The organism is Denitrobaculum tricleocarpae (assembly GCF_007004665.1).
GTDB lineage: Bacteria > Pseudomonadota > Alphaproteobacteria > Kiloniellales > Kiloniellaceae > Denitrobaculum > Denitrobaculum tricleocarpae.
In genome coordinates, this window is the sequence record NZ_ML660061.1 from 87,388 (window position 1) to 105,737 (window position 18,350).

17 protein-coding genes are annotated in these 18,350 nt (G+C 59.9%); 8 read left to right on the top strand and 9 right to left on the bottom strand.

What is annotated here, in order from left to right; genetic code table 11:
* Positions 1 to 204 precede the first annotated feature (204 nt).
* Both FKG95_RS24005 and trhA read left to right on the top strand, forming a co-directional pair.
* Positions 205 to 1,482, top strand: coding sequence for an MFS transporter (locus tag FKG95_RS24005; RefSeq protein ID WP_218940348.1), 1,278 nt, complete (start codon positions 205 to 207; stop codon positions 1,480 to 1,482).
* Between the two features lie 68 nt (positions 1,483 to 1,550).
* Positions 1,551 to 2,258 carry a PAQR family membrane homeostasis protein TrhA gene (trhA, locus tag FKG95_RS24010; RefSeq protein WP_179954253.1) on the top strand — a complete coding sequence of 236 codons (708 nt, stop codon included), beginning with the start codon at positions 1,551 to 1,553 and terminating at the stop codon, positions 2,256 to 2,258.
* A gap of 104 nt (positions 2,259 to 2,362) precedes the next feature.
* Here trhA and FKG95_RS24015 read toward each other — a convergent pair whose 3' ends face one another.
* Complete coding sequence (locus FKG95_RS24015; RefSeq protein WP_142898983.1) at positions 2,363 to 4,843, bottom strand: response regulator; 2,481 nt, start codon at positions 4,841 to 4,843, stop codon at positions 2,363 to 2,365.
* 394 nt (positions 4,844 to 5,237) lie between these two features.
* On the opposite strand from FKG95_RS24015, the gene FKG95_RS24020 reads away from it, so the two are divergent.
* Together FKG95_RS24020 and FKG95_RS24025 are read left to right on the top strand one after the other, a co-directional pair.
* Entirely contained in the window at positions 5,238 to 6,092 is an 855-nt protein-coding gene (locus FKG95_RS24020) for an HAD hydrolase family protein (RefSeq protein WP_179954254.1), read from the top strand.
* A gap of 139 nt (positions 6,093 to 6,231) precedes the next feature.
* The gene (locus FKG95_RS24025) at positions 6,232 to 7,014 is read left to right on the top strand and encodes a 3-hydroxybutyrate dehydrogenase (RefSeq protein WP_142898985.1); all 783 of its coding nucleotides are present in this window, start codon (positions 6,232 to 6,234) and stop codon (positions 7,012 to 7,014) included.
* 27 nt (positions 7,015 to 7,041) lie between these two features.
* Here FKG95_RS24025 and FKG95_RS24030 read toward each other — a convergent pair whose 3' ends face one another.
* Both FKG95_RS24030 and FKG95_RS24035 read right to left on the bottom strand, forming a co-directional pair.
* Complete coding sequence (locus tag FKG95_RS24030) at positions 7,042 to 7,284, bottom strand: hypothetical protein (RefSeq protein WP_142898986.1); 243 nt, start codon at positions 7,282 to 7,284, stop codon at positions 7,042 to 7,044.
* A gap of 289 nt (positions 7,285 to 7,573) precedes the next feature.
* Positions 7,574 to 8,506, bottom strand: coding sequence for a LysR family transcriptional regulator (locus FKG95_RS24035; RefSeq protein WP_142898987.1), 933 nt, complete (start codon positions 8,504 to 8,506; stop codon positions 7,574 to 7,576).
* Positions 8,507 to 8,577: 71 nt separating this feature from the next.
* Here FKG95_RS24035 and FKG95_RS24040 point away from each other — a divergent pair, with 71 nt between their 5' ends.
* Positions 8,578 to 9,267, top strand: a complete 690-nt coding sequence (locus tag FKG95_RS24040; protein WP_179954255.1) for an NADPH-dependent F420 reductase — start codon at positions 8,578 to 8,580, stop codon at positions 9,265 to 9,267.
* Positions 9,268 to 9,313: 46 nt separating this feature from the next.
* Positions 9,314 to 9,652, top strand: coding sequence for a low molecular weight protein tyrosine phosphatase family protein (locus FKG95_RS24045; protein ID WP_142898989.1), 339 nt, complete (start codon positions 9,314 to 9,316; stop codon positions 9,650 to 9,652).
* A gap of 4 nt (positions 9,653 to 9,656) precedes the next feature.
* On the opposite strand, the gene speB is transcribed toward FKG95_RS24045, so the two are convergent.
* Both speB and FKG95_RS24055 read right to left on the bottom strand, forming a co-directional pair.
* Positions 9,657 to 10,577, bottom strand: a complete 921-nt coding sequence (speB, locus tag FKG95_RS24050; RefSeq protein WP_142898990.1) for an agmatinase — start codon at positions 10,575 to 10,577, stop codon at positions 9,657 to 9,659.
* 32 nt (positions 10,578 to 10,609) lie between these two features.
* Positions 10,610 to 11,464 carry a GNAT family N-acetyltransferase gene (locus tag FKG95_RS24055; RefSeq protein WP_179954256.1) on the bottom strand — a complete coding sequence of 285 codons (855 nt, stop codon included), beginning with the start codon at positions 11,462 to 11,464 and terminating at the stop codon, positions 10,610 to 10,612.
* A 157-nt stretch (positions 11,465 to 11,621) separates the two neighbouring features.
* On the opposite strand from FKG95_RS24055, the gene FKG95_RS24060 reads away from it, so the two are divergent.
* Positions 11,622 to 12,908, top strand: coding sequence for an MFS transporter (locus tag FKG95_RS24060; RefSeq protein WP_179954257.1), 1,287 nt, complete (start codon positions 11,622 to 11,624; stop codon positions 12,906 to 12,908).
* 109 nt (positions 12,909 to 13,017) lie between these two features.
* On the opposite strand, the gene FKG95_RS24065 is transcribed toward FKG95_RS24060, so the two are convergent.
* The 4 genes from FKG95_RS24065 to FKG95_RS24080 all read right to left on the bottom strand — a co-directional run bounded on the left by FKG95_RS24065 (position 13,018) and on the right by FKG95_RS24080 (position 16,927).
* Positions 13,018 to 14,592 (bottom strand): alkaline phosphatase family protein, encoded by a 1,575-nt coding sequence (locus FKG95_RS24065; protein WP_142898993.1) that lies wholly within the window; start codon positions 14,590 to 14,592, stop codon positions 13,018 to 13,020.
* A gap of 70 nt (positions 14,593 to 14,662) precedes the next feature.
* Positions 14,663 to 15,499, bottom strand: a complete 837-nt coding sequence (locus tag FKG95_RS24070; RefSeq protein ID WP_142898994.1) for a LysR family transcriptional regulator — start codon at positions 15,497 to 15,499, stop codon at positions 14,663 to 14,665.
* Positions 15,500 to 15,630: 131 nt separating this feature from the next.
* The gene (locus FKG95_RS24075; RefSeq protein WP_218940349.1) at positions 15,631 to 16,179 is read right to left on the bottom strand and encodes a gluconokinase; all 549 of its coding nucleotides are present in this window, start codon (positions 16,177 to 16,179) and stop codon (positions 15,631 to 15,633) included.
* Positions 16,160 to 16,927, bottom strand: coding sequence for an SDR family oxidoreductase (locus FKG95_RS24080; RefSeq protein ID WP_142898996.1), 768 nt, complete (start codon positions 16,925 to 16,927; stop codon positions 16,160 to 16,162). Before FKG95_RS24080 ends, FKG95_RS24075 begins: the two co-directional genes overlap by 20 nt.
* A gap of 426 nt (positions 16,928 to 17,353) precedes the next feature.
* Between FKG95_RS24080 and FKG95_RS24085 the strand changes: the two genes are divergently transcribed.
* Positions 17,354 to 18,298 (top strand): 2-hydroxyacid dehydrogenase, encoded by a 945-nt coding sequence (locus tag FKG95_RS24085; RefSeq protein ID WP_142898998.1) that lies wholly within the window; start codon positions 17,354 to 17,356, stop codon positions 18,296 to 18,298.
* Positions 18,299 to 18,350 lie beyond the last annotated feature (52 nt).

Below are 18,350 nucleotides of genomic sequence, written 5' to 3' on the forward strand. Positions count from 1 at the left end.
GTCCCTTCCGATGTGTTGCGCGCAGTGCGCGAAATCAATGATTTTCAAGGCCGTTTCTGAAAAATCTGCATCGGTTGCCCGCTCGTTGATCTAAACGCTGCCTCCGGCGGAGCGGAAGAATTTGTGCTATGGATTTCGGATCAATGCGGCAGAGTAGGGGGGCGCAATGAGCGAGGGGTCGGTGATCGAGGGGCGGGTGAGCGTATGATGGGCCGTCAGGCGCTGGCGCAGTCTGTGAACCGGCGGGTCTTCTATGGCTGGATCATGGTGTTCGTCGCCGGTTTCAGTATCTTCGCCAGCGGACCTGGACAGTCCCATACCTTCAGCGCCTTCAACGCGCTGATCGCCGCCGATCTCGGCATCACCAACACTGAACTGGCTTTTGCCTATTCCCTGGCCACAGTGGGCGCGGCCTCTTTGCTGCCGCTGTTCGGGCGGCAGGTCGAGCGCTTTGGGTCGCGGCGCAGTCTGATGGGGGTCTCGCTTGCGCTCGGGCTTGCCTGTCTCTTCTTTGGCGCGGCCGCCAACTTCCTTTGGCTGGTGGCCGGCTTCGGACTGCTGCGGTTTTTCGGCCAGGGATCGATGATGCTGGGGGCAGCGAACCTGGTGGCCCAATGGTTTTCGCTCAAGCGCGGCTTTGCCATGGGTCTGATGGCCTTGGGATTTGCAGCCTCCATGGCGATCCATCCCACCCTGGCAAGAGTCCTGATCGAAGCCTTCGGCTGGCGGGAGGCCTGGATCGGCTTGGGTGTCATGACCTGGGTAATGATGCTGCCGCTGCTGTTTCTGCTGGTGGAGGACAAACCTGAGGATCTAGGGCTTCGCCCGGATAATACGCAGGAACCGGAAGCGGCGGGAGGCCACGTGCCGGCCCTTGGCGGCGCCACTCTGGCCGAAGCGTTGCATCACCCGAGCTTTTACATCGTTGCGACGGGCCTTTTCATGATTTCCGGCCTGGTCACGACCCTGCATTTTCATCAATACAATATTCTGGCCTCCCAAGGACTAGAAGCCAAATGGGCGACCCTGGGGTTTTGGTTCACCGCGATCTCCATGGTCCTGGCCATGCCGCTGGTCGGACGCGGATTCGACCGCTTCCGCACACGCTATATGTTTGCGGCGGCACTCTGTGTTCAGGCAACGACGCTGACCGCTGTGACCTTTGTCACGTCAGTCCCGACGCTGCTGGCCTATTCCCTTGCGTTCGGGTTGAACAACGCGTTCTCGATGACCTTGTTCGGATATATCTTCCCTCGCTACTTCGGACGTTTGAACCTGGGACGCATTCAGGGAACCGGGCAAATGGTGGCGGTGGTCGGCGCGTCCGTCGGGCCGGTTCCCGTGTCTTACGCCCTCGATTTCTGGGGTGATCCGGTCATGACCCTGCGCTTGCTGTCGCTCCTGCCACTGGCGGCCGCCCTGATCGCTGTTGTATTCTTGCGCACGGCGCCTCAGGTGAAAGGGTACGAGCATCTAGAGTAGGCACCGATAGGTCCCGGCGCCAACTCAAGCGCCACATGTTTAAGCCCCGGCGCCAGCTTAAGTGCCACATGGACGTCAAGATATCTTCACACTTCGCGGATAGACTCTCCAAGATGTACATCGAAACCTTCTCACGCGAAGAAGAACGTCTGAACGCCGCGACCCATGGTCTCGGCGCGCTGCTCAGCGTGACCGGCATGATCTTTCTGATGATGCAGGCCGAGAGTGTCGGGCGTGACGGCAGCTTCGCCGCCGCAGCGGTTTACGGAGCGGCGCTGATTTTTCTCTTTCTCTTCTCGACCCTGCACCACGCCGTCCTGCGCCCCCGATTGAAACAATTTCTGCTCGCGCTGGATCATTGCGGGATCTACCTGCTGATTGCGGGCACCTATACACCCTTTTGTCTGTTGATGCCCGACGGCGAAGGGTGGGAGCTTCTGGCGCTGATCTGGTCTCTGGCATTTGCCGGCATCACCGTTCAGATGGCCGCCTTCGTGATCGGTCACAGCGAGCGCTACGAGAGGTTCGCCTATGTCTTCTACCTCGCGATGGGATGGTTGCCCGTATTTTACATCAGCGAAGTGATCTTCGGGCTCCTGGCTCCGACGGGGCTTGCACTGCTTGTCGCGGGCGGCCTGGCCTACTCCATCGGCGTGATCTTCTATCTTTGGAAGTCACTGCGTTTTGGTCACGCGATCTGGCATCTTTTCGTGGTTGCCGCCGCCGGTTTCCACTTCTTCTCGATCTACCACTACGTCGTGCCGAAAGTCATCTGACGGCGTGCTCTGATCCGATCCTCTCCGCCAGACCCGTTCCGCCAGACCCGTTCCGCCGAATCCGGCCCGTCAGATCCGGCCCCATCCCGGGTTAGGCACTGGCGTCAGGCACTGGCGTCTTTGCGCGGCGTCTGATGCAAATCTTCGTCCTCATCCATCGAGGGACAGGGCGTATCGCGCGCACTTTCGGTCCAGTAGGCAATCTTTTCGATCAGTTCCACCCGGTTGATCGGCTTGGTCATATAATCGTTCATGCCGACCTGCATGACCCGTTCGCGGTCCCCCCTCAGAGCGCGGGCGGTGACGCCGATGATCGGCAGGCATGCGGCATTTTTCCCGAGCTGGCGGATTCTGCGCGTCGCCTCCATGCCGTCCATTTCCGGCATCTGAACATCCATGAGGACCACGTCGAAGGGCAGATCCCGGACGGCCTGAATGGCCTCTGCGCCATTGGCGACGACCGTCACGCTGTAACCCTCGCCATACAGCATTTCGCGCACGACCTTCTGATTGACGTGATTGTCTTCGGCCAGAAGGATGCGGGCCCTGGCGTTTTGCACTTCTTGCGGTCCGCAACCAGCGTCGCTTTCCGGTTTCTCTCTCGATTTCGGCTGCGCCTGGTCCAGCTGTTGGCCTGGGAGTCCCAGGTTGAGTTGCTGGCTCTCGGCTGCCTCGGCGCCTGCAGGTTCTTCGGCGTCTGCGGGTTGGGTCTTCCCTGGACTGACCGGGGCGGCCTCGTGACTGAAGACGTCGCGGACGCAGCGCAGCAGCGCGCCTGGACGCAGCGGCTTCGGAAGAGCGGCATGGAAGCCCTGCGCGCGGGCGAGGGCGTTGGAGTTATACTGCCCGGAGGAGGAAGAGAAGATCAGGCGCATGGTCTCCAGCTCAGGAACAGCGCGGATCATACTGCAAAGATCCAAGCCGTCGGTCACGGGCATGAAGTGATCGATAATTGCAATATCAAAGGCTTTGCCGTGGGCTTGCGCATCACGCAACTTCGCAAGGGCGGTCTCCGCATTGATGGCCAGGGTCACATCGGCACCCAGGGCGAGCAATTGCTTTTCAAAGACCGCCCGGTTGACGTGATTGTCGTCGACCACCAGGAACTTTTGGCCCTGTATCAGGTCTTTGACATCTTCGGCCCAGCTGGACGACCTCTCCTGGCGCTTGATGCCGACCGTGAACCAAAAAAGGCTGCCGCCGCCTTCGCGCGGCTCGAAGCCGATCTCGCCATCCAGGAGCCCGACAAGGCGTTTACAGATAGCGAGCCCCAGACCGGTGCCTTCGTGCGCGCGCTTGTCCGTACCATCGGCCTGAGAGAATTCCTGGAAGAGTTTTTCCTGCATATCGGCCGGCACACCGATGCCGGTATCGGCGACCTCGAAACGTAACACGACACTGTCGTCCTGAACCGGGTCGAACGAGCCGTTCTTTGAGGGCGCGGTTTCCAGGCGCACAGCGGTCTCGATGGAGACGCCGCCGTCATCAGTGAACTTCACCGCGTTGCTGATGAGGTTGAGCAGAACCTGGCGAATACGGCCTTCGTCTCCGATAAAGGCGCTGGGAACGTCCGCCGCGACAAAAGTCGGGATCTCCAGGCCCTTGCCGTGGGCCTGGGGCGAGAGCAGTTCGACGGCGCTGTCGAGCATGGGGAGCAGTTCGAACTCGGTATCCTCCAGTTCGAGTTTCCCCGCTTCGATCTTCGAGAAGTCCAGAATGTCATTGAGGATCGTCAGCAGCGATTCGCCCGAGTAGAGGATGGTGTTGGCCTGGTGGCGCTGATTGTCGTCGAGCTTTGTATCCAGGAGCAGGCTTGCCATCCCGAGCACGCCATTGAGCGGTGTGCGGATCTCATGGCTCATGTTCGCAACGAAAGCTGACTTGGCACGCTCCGCACTGAGGGCCTTGTTGCGTTCTTCCGCCAGAAGACTGTTTTGATGCCGCTGTTTGCGGAGCAGGATGCCCAGTGCCGCAAAGGGTAGAAGGAAGGCGGCAAGGGTCAAACCCACGAGCTGGAGGCCGAGTTCCCAAAACTCCGCAGTCAGAGTGGCCGCCTGCGTGGACTGATCGACGTAGACCTCTGCAATGGCAACGGTGTTCCCGTCCCGGACAATTGGAATATAGCTCTCGACGTAAACATCGGGCCGGTCGGGCTTTTCCAGACCGCTGGCGACCTCGGTGTAGGGGCGGCCGCTGGCGAGCACTGACGCGGCCTTCTTGTTGTGGGTGCCCAGATCACCCGCGCTGGGCGCCGTGGTGCCCAGGTGATCCGATATCAGGCTCAGTTGTCCTTCCCTGTCGAAAATCTTAAAGCGGAAGACGTCACCGAAGCGGCTCACGCCCAGGAGGAAGCTTCTTTCGTCCCCGGTAAGTTCCGCGCCTGCGGCGATCGCGTCGATCCGCGTAAGCTCGGAACTGATGTAAGCTCCCCACGCCAGGGATGTTCTCTCCGCCTGGGCCGCGATAATCTGGTTTGCCGTGATGTTGGCGGTAAAGATGCCACCGGCCACCAGCAGCGCCAGCACCGCACCGAAGAGGCCGGAGAAGATCACCTTGTTTTGTACGCCCTGGTTGTCCTGTGTCATCAAATTCCGTCCGCCGAGGTCTCTAACGTTCCCAGAGCCGGTTCAAGCGCGTCGCGGCTGTCGTCGCCGGAAACGCCCCGGGGTTTGGGTAAACGCATGTGTTCGGTTATGAGTAAGTGCCCAGAAGATTACTTGAAGGCTAACAATCGGCTGAATTCCGGGCTTCTCGGCAAATTTCCCGACAAAAAAGCTTTTGGCGCAAACTCTGAATTGAAGAAGCCTGCAACTTCCAATCGGCACGGCCGTCAGAGCGCTGGTGCCCGGGTCCTTTGAGCAACAGATGCGTGATCTGCCTGAAAGCCTTTGACAAAGTCTCTGCGAAGCTTGAAGACCATGACTTGATGCAAAAGATCGTGCGATCTCACGGCGCGGCAGTGCAGAACGGAGTGCCTCGTTGAAGTTGTTTGTTTCCGATCTGGACTTCACGCTCTTGGGGGCGGACGGAACGCTGTCTTCCCGTGCCACCCGGCGCCTGAACGACCTGATTGCCGACGGCCTGATTTTCACAGTTGCGACCGCCCGGTCCGCACCCTCGATCAGGCATTTGCTCAGCGGCGTTGCGCTCGAGTTGCCCGTGATCGAGTTAAACGGTGCCATCCTTCGCGACCTGCAAAGCGGCCATATTCTTGAGCACTATGGTCTGGGCATGGCGGCCGCCCGAAGCATCAACGACTGTTTCGCGGAGCAGGGATTTGCGCCTTATGTTTCCGGTCTGATCGGCGATCAAAACCCGCTCTTTGTCCCGCCGCTGCAGAACACGGGAATGCAGTGGTTTTACGATGAGAAAGTCCATTATGGCGACCCCCGGCTTAAGGACGCGCCAGAGGATCCCATCGCCGCCAATCCGGATATGGAAGATGTCTTTTGCTTCGTTTATCTCGGCACGAAAACCGAGATTGACCAGATTGCCTCGACCGTTGCCGACCGCATCCCGGACGTTCTGATTGTGACCTATGCCAATCACTATGCCGGCGGCTGGGAGATCGTAATTGCGGCTCCCAGGGCGAACAAAGGCCATGCCGTGCAGCGGCTCCTCAGCCATCTTCGCGAGGAGCGGGCCGTCAACATACGTGAAACCACGGCCTTTGGTGACAGCTCCAATGATCTGGAGATGCTGATGGCTGCCGACAACGCCGTCGCGGTCGCCAATGCCACGGCCGCGGTCAAGGCAGAAGCAAGCGCGGTCATCGGGCATCATAAAGATGACGCGGTTCTGGATTATCTTGAAAAGATCCACTGCGGCCGGTGATGGTTTCCCGAACGCTTTCGGGCCGCCCCAGGAGGTGAAAAGGAGCTTGCATGAACGGCTCTGCTCGCCAAATATTGCGGTGCACAATTGATTTGGCGCGGGGCCGTGTGGCACGACCCCCAGGCAAGAGGAAACGAATATGCTGACCGGAAAGAATGCCGTCGTCACCGGATCAACCAGCGGGATCGGACTTGGGATTGCCGAAGCCTTTGCGGCTGCGGGCGCGAACGTCATGCTCAACGGCCTGGGCGACGCCGCCGAGATCGAAAAGATTCGCGCCGGACTGGAGGAAAAGTACGCGGTCAAGGTTGCTTACTCGCCCGCCAATATGCTCAAGCCCGACGAGATCGAGGCCATGGTCAAGGGCTGTGAAAGCACCTTCGGTTCAGCTGACATTCTGGTCAATAACGCCGGCATTCAGCATGTCGCGCCGATCGATGAGTTCCCGATCGAGAAGTGGGACGCGATTATTGCGATCAACCTCACCTCGGCCTTTCATTCCATCCGGGCTGCTCTGCCGGGCATGAAGGAAAAGGGCTGGGGCCGGGTGATCAACATCGCTTCCGCGCATGCCCTGGTGGCTTCGCCCTACAAGTCGGCATACGTGGCGGCCAAGCATGGCATTGCCGGCCTGACCAAGACCGTGGCCCTCGAGGTGGCGCAGCAGAACATCACCGTCAATGCGATCGCGCCGGGTTACGTTCTGACGCCCCTGGTCGAGGCCCAGATTCCCGATACCGCCAAGGCGCGGGGCATCAGCGAGGAAGAGGTCAAGCGCGACGTCATGCTGGCCGGCCAGCCGACTAAAAAATTCGTCGAGGTCGAGAACCTGGGTGCACTCGCCGTTTTCCTCTGCCAGGAGAGCGCTGCCTCGATCACCGGTGCCACTCTGCCGGTCGATGGCGGCTGGACGGCGCAGTAAGCCTGTGCAAATCAGAGTCTTTGAGGCTCAGTGGTCGGGCGTGAACTCGTTCTCGAAGAGTTCCGCTTCCATGTAGCCTGTCGTGCCGTTTGCCAGCACGAGATAATACCCGCCATCAACCGGGCTGTTGTGATCGAACCATTGTTCGGAAACATAGATCGGGAGCAGCGACGTCTCGTCCGGAACGAGACATCCAGTCGCGCTGACCACCCGCGCGATCTTTACGGCGCGCACACTGAAAGGCCCTTTGTAACTGGGGTAACGCTTCATCTCGGGTCCTTTCATTTTTGTTTGAGCCGGAGTGGATTGAGCCTTCTAAAAAGTGAAAATTGAAGGGCAATTGCTGAAATTGTCCAGAATGAGCACAATTTTGTCCGGAACAGAGCAAGATCGGGCGAATGCAAACCTGACGAGGCAGAATTGAGCTATGCCTATGCGGCAGTGAAATTGCAGAATTACAGGCTATAGCTGTTCGCCGTTTTTACGAGCGCCGGCGCGAGCCTGCTGTTCGACAGAAGCCGGACGCTGCGATCGGGCGGCTTCTTGCTGCCGATGTCCGTTACAGCAGTTTTTTCAGACAGGATTCTGTCAAGTTGCGAAACCAAATCACGGCGGGATCCTGTTCGGCGCGCAAATGCCAGAGAATGGAGACGCTGAAGCGTGGGCTGGAGAAAGGCAATGCCGAGGTGGCGAGCCCATAGAGTTTGGCGTAATGACTCGCTGATTTGCTTGGCATGTTCACCAGAGACGAGCGTGATTTCAGGATAAAGGGGATCGTCGAGAATCTCGGCACGCTGGCCAGGACCTGCCGTGTTCGACCGAACGTGGCGAGCGCGTCGTCGATCGGTCCACGCCAGTCTCCTCTGGTTGATAACAGGATCTGAGGCACCTCTATGTATTGTTCAAGCGTAACAGGCGATGTGATTGCTGTTTGCGCCGGATCGTAGAGTGCTGTGAACGTATCTTCATAGATCACGCGGTAGCGATGGCGTTTCTCAAGCTGGGGTGGCGTCGCTGTCAGTGCAACATCGACCTCGCCATCGTCGAGCAGATCAGGGACGTTACGGAAATCCGCTGAGCGTACCACCAGCTTCACACCGGGCGCGCAGTCGGCCATTGCCTCAAGAATCGCGGGAACCAGCACGACCTCAAGGTCGTCGGGGGAAGCGAAGCGGATTGTTCTGGATGATGTAGCAGGATCGAAGCCGCTATGACTTCTGATGACATCGCTGATTTCTCCAAGCGCGGGTCCGATACGGGCGAAAAGTCGCTCTGCGCGCGATGTTGGCTCCATCGCCTTTCCTGCGCGCACAAACAAAGGGTCGTCGAAGAGCTCGCGAAGTCTGGCGAGCGTCATGCTGACGGCAGGAGGACCCACCAGCAGCCGCTTTGCCGCCTTGGTTACCGAGCGCTCATGCATTAACGCCGTGAAGACCAGCAATGCGTTGAGGTCATATTTTTTAAGTTCAATTTCAGTGAATTTTTCATTCATAATATTCACTGTGGAAGAATTTATTGTCGGGCGCAAGTTAGATCCATCGCAACAACTCGATGGAGATTCTGATGAAACGCATAGCTGTTATTGGATCGGGGAATATGGGCCGCGCTCTTGGTGTCCGGCTTGCCCAGCTTGGGCATTCCGTGATGTTTGGTGCACGGCGGTCGCAACAGGCCGAGGCCGCGGCCACTCGGGCGGGGGCAAATGCCCGCGCCGGAACGAATGACGAGGCGTCGGCTCATGGCGATATTCTGATCTGGACGATACGCGAAGAAGATCCGTCGAAGGTTCTTGAAAATCCCGACCTGTTAAAAGGCAAGATCGTGATCGACTTGAATAATCGCGATTATAGCCAGGAAGTGCGCAACGGCGCCTGGTTTGATCATGCTATTGCCGAAGGCCTGCAGGTCAATGCGCCGAACGCTCTTGTGGTGAAAGCCTGGAACACCATCGCCATGGAAAGCTTCGATACCGATCCGGCCAGCCTCGAAGCTTCCAATGCCCAGACCTTCATCGCAGGCGACAGCGCAAGCGCCAAATCGCAGGTCGCGGAACTTTCGAAAGATCTTGGTTTTAAGGCGGTTGACCTCGGGTCCGGACCTGCTGCTTTTCGGGCCGCGGAAGCGCTGGGCGATGTGATCCGGCTTCTCATGATCGACGGTGGCATGGGCGGGCGGGCACACCTGACTCTTTCCCAGCTGCCTGAAGCAAAACTCGGTACGATTGGACGCCGTGCTGGCTCGGAATACAAGTGATGCCGCAACCGGGTGTAACGACAAACTCCAGAGGATTACAGCATCCATGAATGCTCTTTTCGTTTGCAGCCGCAATCAGTGGCGGAGTCCGACAGGCGAAGAGGTTTGGCGTAAAACGCCTGGCGTCGAAGTCCGCTCGACCGGTACGAGCCGCAACGCGCGGCGCCGAATGACCCTCGTCGACATTCGCTGGGCCGACCTGATACTGGTGATGGAAGAGAAACACAAATCCAGGATCAGAGCCGAGTTTCGTGACGAGGTGAGGTTCAAGGCTCTTCACGTTCTCGACATCCCAGACGACTACGCTTTCATGGATCCTGAACTGGTCGAAATCATTCGCGAGAAGACCGCCCCGATGATCCTTGGTGATGCGTGCATGGGGTAGCGCATCACTCTGCCTGACTTTTTGATGCTGCGAGCAAGCCCATGTAAAAGGCCATCACCGAGGCGCCGTTCAGGGCGGTGATCTCACCCACGTCGTAGGCCGGGGCGACCTCGACCACGTCCATGCCGATAAAGTTGATCCCGCCCAGGCGGGTCAGGATCGAGCGGGCCTGCCAGGCTAAAAGACCGCCGGTTTCCGGCGTGCCGGTGCCGGGCGCGCAGGAGGGATCGAGGCAATCGATGTCGAAGGTCAGGTAGGTTTTGTCCTGGTTCCCGACGACCTGGTGAATGCGGGCGGCGACATCGGCGGGATTGCCCATATGCACCTCTTCGGCTGTGATGATGGTCACGCCCTGATCCAGGGTCCACTGCCAGACTTCTGGCTCGACGCGGCAACGAATGCCGATCTGGATCATGCGTTTGGGGTCGACGAGGCCTTCGTTGATGGCGATGCGAAAGTTGGTCCCGTGGGTAACGGGTACCCCGTAGTTCTCGTCCCAGGTATCCACATGCGCGTCGAAGTGAACCAGGCCGAGCGGCGCACCATGTTTTTTTGCCGCGGCGCGCAGCAGGGGCAGGGTGACGAGATGGTCACCGCCCACGGAGATCAGGTGGTCATGCTCGAGGGCCTGCCGTTCGATCAGCGCCAGGGACTCCTCCAGCTTGCCCATCATGAGCGAGAAGTTGCCGACATCGGCGAAGTCGAGACTGTAAAGATCGGGCCAGAGATCCGGATAGGTCCCGCCGGCCATGCGGCTCGCGCGTCTGACCGCCGCGGGCCCGTCCCGCGCCCCGGCGCGATTTGTGGTCGCGATGTCCATCGGTACGCCCGCTATGGATATTGCGGCGTCCCCGGTCTTGTCGGTTCCGAAGAAGGTTTCTCTGGCTGAAAAGGTGGGCAAAGGACGGTCGGGCGATTGGCTCATAGGGCACCTTGTTGCGAGACTTCTCTGTTCTTTCAGACCTTGAGCGACAAGGCAATCTGTCGTGTCGAGGCAACTCCCTGACATCTATCGACAAAGGCGGCAAAACCGGAATCAGAGGCCTCGGCATTGATGATCTGGACACTATCAGTATCAAGCCGCAGCGACAGGGCTGCAAGAATGCTGGTCCCAATGGTCTGCCTTCGATGTTCCGGGTGGACGGCCAACTGCGCGAGCGTGGCGGTCGGGCGGATGACAATTCCGTAACCTGCTAATTTCTCCGCAACGTAAACGCCCTGGATCTCGATGTGGTCTCTGATCCGGCCAAGCGCATCAAGACTGTTCTGCCAGGTAGGCTGCCAGTCCCATGCTATAGGGCCAGCACGTTGTATCGTCTCAAACGGGATTGGTCGGGCCGTCACCTGGATGTGGGCCGAAGAGCCGGGTTCCGGCAGAGGCAGCTTGAAGCAAACCACCTCTCTCCAGGCAGTGAATCCGAGTTTTTCATATGCCTTTCGCGCGGCAGTGTTTTGATCGATGACTTCCAGCTCAAGAGTTTCGATGCCTTGAGTGGCGAGGTTTCCTGACACTGATTCGAAAATCCGCGTTGCTATCCCCTGACCCCGATGCTCGGGGAGGCTACCGGTTGCGATCACGTAAGCGGCCTCTCGCTCTGTCTCGCCGTTTGAGCCGATTAGCCAGAATCCAACGACCCTGCCCTGCGATTTCGCCAGCCAGGAGAGATCCTCGTCGTAGCCGCGCTGGCGCAACATGAGACGAAACCGATCCGGCGTGAGGGCCATGGGTACCAGATAATCGCTGAAAGCTGCGTTCATAGCCGCGTGAAGTGCGCCGAATTCAATGCCGGTGCAAGGGACGATTTCCAACATATCAGAGAATCTGAAGCAGAAATCACGAGGCGTAAAGACGCAGAAGCGCATGACGCCATTGAGACGATATGGGCAGACGGCCATTGCCGCTTTGCCAGACTCGGGCGGATGTGGCTCAATGCGCGCTCTCTGTTCACATCAAAGCTCCTTAACATTAATGCCAGGTCAGGCCGGGTTCGGCGGGGTTCTTCGCACCCTGCAACACAGGAATTTCCGTATCTACATCTCGGGCGCCTCGATCTCGCTGATCGGCACCTGGATGCAGCGCGTTGCCGTGGGCTGGCTGACCTGGGAGTTGACGGAATCCGGCTTCTGGCTGGGGCTTGTCGCCTGTGCAGACCTCCTGCCGGCAGTATTCGTCGGTCCCTTCGGCGGTGTGGTGGCGGACCGCTATAACCGGATCAAGATCATGTTGACCGCGCAGTCTGTTTCGCTCTGCCAGGCGATCGCGCTCTTTGCGCTGACCGCAACGGGGAATGCGACGGTCGAGTTGCTGGCGCTACTGGTGCTGATCAATGGGATTGCAATGGGCTTCAATCAGCCTTCGCGTCTGGCACTGATGCCCAGTCTGGTGCCGCGCGAGGATCTCTCGACCGGGATCGCGATCAACTCCATCATCTTCAACCTGGCGCGCTTTATCGGGCCTGCGGTTGCGGGCCTTCTGATCGTGACCGTGGGCGTCCAGGGGGCTTTTGGCGCCAATGCGCTCACCTTTTCGGCCTTTCTGATCGCGTTGCTGCGCATCAGGGTGCCGCGCCGCCCGGACCGGGGCAAAGGCAAGGTGCCGCCCTCGATCTGGGTGCAGCTCGGCGAGGGTTTCAGCTATGCCGCGCGTCACCCGGGCATCGGGCCGATGTTGCTGCTGCTCGCCACGGCATCGCTCTCTGTGCGGCCTTTCGTCGAGTTGATGCCGGGTTTCGCCGACAGGGTTTTCGGCGGCGGGGCGGATACGCTTGCTCTCCTGACCTCTACGGTCGGCATAGGTGCGGTGATGAGCGGTTTGTGGGTTGCCCGGCGCGGCGGTGGTGGTCTGACCCGGTTGGTGCTGCTCAATACCCTGCTCTTGTCGTTTTCTATGCTCGCCTTTGTTGCGAGTGACTGGATCTGGCTGGGACTGGCGAGTGCAGCAATCGCCGGGATGGCGATGGTGGCGACGGGGGTCAGCATGCAGACTCTGCTGCAGATGGCGGTCGACGGCGATCTGCGCGGGCGTGTGCTCAGTCTCTACGGCATCATCTTCATCGGCGGACCGGCCGCAGGCGCGCTGATCATGGGCGCGCTTTCCGAATACATCGGACTTCGGCTGCCGCTCGCCTTCGGGGCGATCCTGGTGATGCTGATGTGGATACGGACCTGGCGGAGGCGCGTGGCGATCACCGCAGCGCTGGAGCCGTCGCATAGCGAGGTGAGGCCCGGACCCGACCAGACCGAGAGTAAAGCCTGATCGTTTTTCACTGAAAAAGTGAAAAACGTGAATCAGCCTCTAAGTCTTGTAATCGGAGGGCGATTCACGCTCTTGACGAAAGGCGTCAAAAGCGACCGCACGCACCCCGTTACCAGACCCCGAAATAGATTCCGCGGGACTTGGCGCCCCCGGTGCGCCGTTCCAGCTCCGCGTCACTGACGGTCGTGCGCAGCTTTCGTTTGCGCATCCAGTCGAACAGCAGGCCGTCCATTTCGGCGCGCACCCCGGCATGGGCGTTGGAACCGCCCAGATCCTTGAGCTCCTTCGGATCATTCTGCAGGTCGTAAAGCACGGGCGGCTGATTCTCGAAGCGCATGTACTTCCAATGGCTGGTGCGGACCATGAAGGCGCGGGCGCCGTCCGGCTCCAGACCCAGATCTTTGCGGGCATCGCGCAAGGCGAAACAGCTGTCGGCAAAGACGGCGCTGCGCCAGTCGTCCGGCTTCCTGTCCTGCAACAGAGGCGCTATGGAGCGGCCCTCCAGGCGGTGCGGTTGCGCTTCGCCGCCGGACCAGTCCAGGAAGCTGGGGGCCAGATCAATGGCTTCTACGAAATCATCGATCGTGCGGCCCCGCGTCTCGTTGGCCTGGGGGCGGGGATCGTAAACGATCATAGGCACCTGCATGATCTCGTCGTGAAAGAGGTCCTTTTCGCCAAGCCAGTGATCACCCAGGTAGTCGCCGTGGTCGCTGGTGTAAAGGATGATGGTGTTCTCCGCCTGTCCGATCTCCTCCAGGAATCGGCGCATCCGTCCCAGGTGATGATCGAGCTGACTGATCAGGCCCATGTAGGTCGGGATGACTGTCTTACGCACCTCCTCCTTGGAGAAGTTGAGGCTTTCCTCATGCTGCATGAAGGCGGCGAGCACCGGATTGCAGTCGGCCTTTTCATCATGGGTCCGGTTGGCCTCAAGGATGTCCTCCGGTCCGTACATGCTGTGATACGGCGCCGGCGCCATGTAGGGCCAGTGGGGTTTGATGTAGGAAAGATGCAGACACCAGGGCCGGTCCGGTGTTTCCCGGATGAAGTCCATGGCCCGGTCGGTCATGTAGGCGGTTTCCGAGTGCTCTTCCTTCACCCGTGCGGGCCGGCGGGCGTTGCGCAGGAACCATCCCGAGAGCAATTCGCCGTTCTCGCCCTCGGCGGCGTTGGCGTATTCGTGCCAGGGGTTATCGCCTTCGTAGCCCTGTTCCTTGAGGTAGCGGTTATATGCCAGGTTCGGATCGACCAGCTGATCCGGATGCAGACCGTCGTCCCGCTCGACCGGTTCGAAACCGCACTGGCGCATGAGCACGCCGTCCGCGCTTTCGGGATCGAGACCGAGCCGTTCGCAGGTCTCCATATCGGGCCGCATGTGGGTCTTGCCGACCAGTGCGACCCGATAGCCCTCCGGGCGCAGGTAGTCGCCGATGGTTTTTTCATCGATGCGCAGGGGGTAGTTGTTGTAGTAAGCGCCATGCGAAAAGGCGTAGCGCCCGGTATAGCTGCACATGCGCGACCCGCCGCAGACAGGGGCCTGCACGTAGGCTTGCGAAAAGCGCACGCCCTGCGCCGCCAGGCGATCCAGGTTCGGTGTTTTGAGGGTCGGGTGTCCAGCACAGGCGAGGTAATCCGCCCGATGCTGGTCCGCCATAATATAGAGGATGTTGGGCTTTTTCGTCATGTCGCTCCTTACCGCGGCTTGCAGAGGGAAGATCGTGGCAGGCGGCTGTAGTTTGCTATCCCTTCAAACACTATTTGAAGAGTTTGTCCAACCAATCGATGACCGCCTGAATACGCGGTAGTTGCCGGACCTCCGGATGGACCAACAGCCAGACTTCGCGGGAGAGAACCGCCGGACCCTCGGTCATGCGCACCAGAGACCGGTCACTGGCAGCAAGTATTTCGGGCAGAAGCGACAGGCCGAGGCCTGCCTGTACTGCGGCGAGCGCGCTCTCGGCATCGTTGACGCGCAGCTGTCCGTTGCCGCCCCGTTCCGCCTGCCGGGACATCCAACGGGCCTGGGGAAGATGGGCGTGAGTTTCTTCGTAAGTGATCAGGGCGTCGGACCGGCGTCCTCCCGCCGCCACGCCATAGAGCGCATAGGACACATCGGCCAGGTGTCGACAAAGGCCGGCGTCCTTTTGCGGCCGGGCGAAGCGCAAGGCGAGATCGGTCTCCCGCCGGTTCAGACTCAGGTTCCCGGTTTCGGCGATGGTCTCGAGCTGGAGTCTCGGGTGTTTTGCCAGGAGAGGTTCCAGATTGGGGATCAAAAGACGGTTCATCAGGATCGGGACGGCGGTGAGGCGGACGCTGCCCTCGCAGCTTTGCAGAGCGCCGGAGAGACGTTCCTGGAGCTTCCCGGCAGAGGACTCCATGCTCTCGGCTGCGGCAATCGCGCGTTCACCGGCCTGGGTCGGAATCAGGCAGCCGTCGATCCGGCTGAAAAGTGCGGTGCCGAGATCGGCCTCAAGCGCCTTCAAACGCCGCGAGACGGTGGTCTGATCGACCGAAAGGCGTCGCGCGGCAGCGGAGAGCGTTCCGGCCCGTGCAACCGCGAGCATGAGTTGAAGAGCATTCCAGTCCATCATATCGAATCTCTGCAAATTTGCAGAAAAAACTAACAATGCCGCCGCGAAGAGTCACGGAAATGCAGGGTAATGCCCGCGCAACTCCTGGCCGGTTGTCCAGCGCTCCAGATCAGATTTCTTGAGCGCAAAGTCTACGGAGACTGGCGATCCTTGATCTCCGGAGCCTTCAGGATCTCCTCGATCATTTTCTTGACTGGTTGGGAGATGTTTACGGTAAAGGCGCGCTCGTCCTGATCCGGCCGTTCCAGGGTTGCCAGTTGGCTGTCGAGCAGCGTGGCGGGCATGAAGTGGCTTGTGCGCCGCCCGACCCGGCGCTGGAGAACGGCCTTTGAGCCATCCAGCAGGATGAAGAAGAGATCCAGGCCGGACGCCCGCTTAAGCCGCTCCCGGTAGGTTCGGCGCAGGGCGGAACAGGCGAGAACCGCGATGCCGCGATCCTGTGCTTCCCTTGCGAGCCTTGCGCCGACATCGTCGAGCCAGGGCTCTCTGTCTGAATCGGTGAGGGGCGTTCCGCTGCTCATCTTCTCAATGTTTGACGCAGGATGAAATTTGTCTGCGTCCAGAAACTTGACGCGCAGGCTGCGCGCCAGCGACCGGGCGATGGTGGTTTTACCGCATCCCGACACGCCCATGATGACGATGCCGAGCGGTAAGCCGTTATCAGAGGGTTGCTGTGACACCGCCGTCAACATAGAGCACATGGCCATTCACGAAGCTGGAAGCGGGAGAAGCGAGGAAGACGGCAGCGCCGATCAGTTCTTCGACGTTGCCCCAGCGGCCGGAAGGGGTCCGGCCGACCAGCCAGGCCGTAAAGGCCTCGTCCTTGACCAGCGCTTCTGTCAGTTCGGTCTTGAAGTATCCCGGACCCAGGCCATTGACCTGGATGTTGTGCTTGCCCCAGTCGATCGCCATGCCCTTGGTCAGCATTTTCACCGCGCCCTTGGAGGCGGTGTAAGGGGCGATGGAGGGACGTCCGAGCTCGCTTTGAACCGAGCAGATGTTGATGATCTTACCGCTTTCTCTCGGAATCATGCGGCGTGCCACGGCCTGACCGACAAAAAATACGCTGTCCAGGTTGGTGCGCATCAGCTCATCCCAGGTCTGGGCGGGGAAGTCCTCAAGCGGCATACGCCGCTGGATGCCCGCGTTGTTCACCAGAATGTCGATCGGGCCAACCGAGGTCTCGATGGCTTCGATCCCTGCGGTGACGGCCTTCTGGTCGGTGACGTCGAAGGCGTTGGTGTGGACCGTTGCACCTTCGGCACGCAGACGCTCGGCTGCGGCCTCAAGCTTTTCACTGTTGCGGGCGTTGAGAATGATGGTCGCGCCGGCGCCTGCCAGTCCCTTGGCCAGGGTGTACCCGATGCCCTGGCTTGAGCCGGTAATCAGCGCGATGCGGTCGGAGAGGTCGAACAGGGCTGCGCTCATGCGGGCTCCAAGTGACAAGATGTTGAACAAGCCGATGACTCGGAACTCAAAGGCGGTGACTGCGTTGTTTTCGCTCTTGTTTCTTATTCTTCTAGCACGGGTCTTCCGAACTGTCCGTTCACTTTACGTCATTGTGTGATGCTTTTCCCGGACCCGTTTGCATGCAGCAGCAACGTTGAAAATCAGTGATAATGTTATCGATAACAATAATGCGCTGTCAAGTTGGCGGAGATCAAAAGTCAGTGACAGTGAAGATAGGCGGAGGAGGGCGAGCGGCCTTGTCAAAGCGAGGTTTTACCCTACAATGTTATCGATAACGTTCTGGAGCAGATCCGGTTTGATGGAATCGCCATTGGCAGTTCGGCGGGTCGGTGAATCTTCTCCCATTATTTGAGTTTGATCCGATCGAGTGTGCGGGAGCTTTTCATGTCGAAGCCTGATGTTCTGGTGATGGGGGCCTTGCCTCAATGGGATATGGCGGCTCTGGAGGAACGCTTCACTCTGCACCGCTATTGGGAAGCCGCGGATCCCGACGCCCTGATATCGGCGCAGGCCGGTAACATCCGGGCCATTGCGACCCGGGGAGACCTGGGCGCCGATGCGGCGCTCATGAAGCGCCTGCCGGAGCTGGAGATGATTTCCTGTTTCGGCGTGGGGGTTGACGGGATCGACCTGGACCATGCGCGTGCCAACTCCATCCGGGTAGCGAATACACCGGATGTGCTGACCGATGATGTGGCCGACATGGGTGTCGCGCTGATCCTGGCCGCCGCCCGCCGCATTCCACAGGGCGATGCTCATGTGCGGTCGGGAAAATGGCTGGACGAGGGTGCGATGGGGCTGACCAGCCGGGTGACCGGCAAGCGCCTCGGTATTCTGGGCATGGGCCGGATCGGTGCAGCCCTGGCCAGGCGCATGCGTGGCTTCGACATGTCGGTTGCCTATCACAACCGCACGCCGCGCGAGGGCATTGATGCCACATACATGGAAACGCCGCAGGCCCTTGCGGCGGCTTCGGATTTCCTGGTGATCTCGAGCGCGGGCGGCGAGGGGACCAGAAACATCGTTGACGCCTCCGTCCTGGAGGCCTTGGGTCCCCAGGGGGTTCTTGTTAACATCTCCCGTGGTTCCACGGTGGATGAGGCGGCGCTGATCGACGCCCTGGCCCAAAAGCGCATCGGCGGCGCCGGGCTGGACGTTTTTGCATCCGAGCCGGATATGGACCGGCGGCTCCTCGAATTCGAGAACGTTGTGGTCCAGCCGCATCACGCCAGCGGGACCGTGGAGACCCGCAAAGCCATGGGCAAACTGGTTCTCGATAACCTGGTCGCGCACTTCGAGGGCGCGGAGCTTTTGACGCCGGTCGTCTGATCCACAATAGCGCGCTCGCGGTTTGCGGCGCGAAGCTGAAAGGAATTTTCTG

Bases quoted from the DNA above. Each gene is read 5' to 3' on its own strand.
- FKG95_RS24085 (WP_142898998.1), top strand. From the start codon at position 17,354: ATGTCGAAGCCTGATGTTCTGGTGATGGGGGCCTTGCCTCAATGGGAT.
- speB (WP_142898990.1), bottom strand. From the start codon at position 10,577: ATGAGCCAATCGCCCGACCGTCCTTTGCCCACCTTTTCAGCCAGAGAA.
- FKG95_RS24035 (WP_142898987.1), bottom strand. From the start codon at position 8,506: ATGAATGAAAAATTCACTGAAATTGAACTTAAAAAATATGACCTCAAC.
- FKG95_RS24070 (WP_142898994.1), bottom strand. From the start codon at position 15,499: ATGATGGACTGGAATGCTCTTCAACTCATGCTCGCGGTTGCACGGGCC.
- FKG95_RS24060 (WP_179954257.1), top strand. From the start codon at position 11,622: ATGCCAGGTCAGGCCGGGTTCGGCGGGGTTCTTCGCACCCTGCAACAC.
- FKG95_RS24030 (WP_142898986.1), bottom strand. From the start codon at position 7,284: ATGAAGCGTTACCCCAGTTACAAAGGGCCTTTCAGTGTGCGCGCCGTA.
- FKG95_RS24025 (WP_142898985.1), top strand. From the start codon at position 6,232: ATGCTGACCGGAAAGAATGCCGTCGTCACCGGATCAACCAGCGGGATC.
- FKG95_RS24080 (WP_142898996.1), bottom strand. From the start codon at position 16,927: ATGAGCGCAGCCCTGTTCGACCTCTCCGACCGCATCGCGCTGATTACC.
- trhA (WP_179954253.1), top strand. From the start codon at position 1,551: ATGGACGTCAAGATATCTTCACACTTCGCGGATAGACTCTCCAAGATG.
- FKG95_RS24005 (WP_218940348.1), top strand. From the start codon at position 205: ATGATGGGCCGTCAGGCGCTGGCGCAGTCTGTGAACCGGCGGGTCTTC.
- FKG95_RS24040 (WP_179954255.1), top strand. From the start codon at position 8,578: ATGAAACGCATAGCTGTTATTGGATCGGGGAATATGGGCCGCGCTCTT.
- FKG95_RS24065 (WP_142898993.1), bottom strand. From the start codon at position 14,592: ATGACGAAAAAGCCCAACATCCTCTATATTATGGCGGACCAGCATCGG.
- FKG95_RS24045 (WP_142898989.1), top strand. From the start codon at position 9,314: ATGAATGCTCTTTTCGTTTGCAGCCGCAATCAGTGGCGGAGTCCGACA.
- FKG95_RS24055 (WP_179954256.1), bottom strand. From the start codon at position 11,464: ATGTTGGAAATCGTCCCTTGCACCGGCATTGAATTCGGCGCACTTCAC.
- FKG95_RS24015 (WP_142898983.1), bottom strand. From the start codon at position 4,843: ATGACACAGGACAACCAGGGCGTACAAAACAAGGTGATCTTCTCCGGC.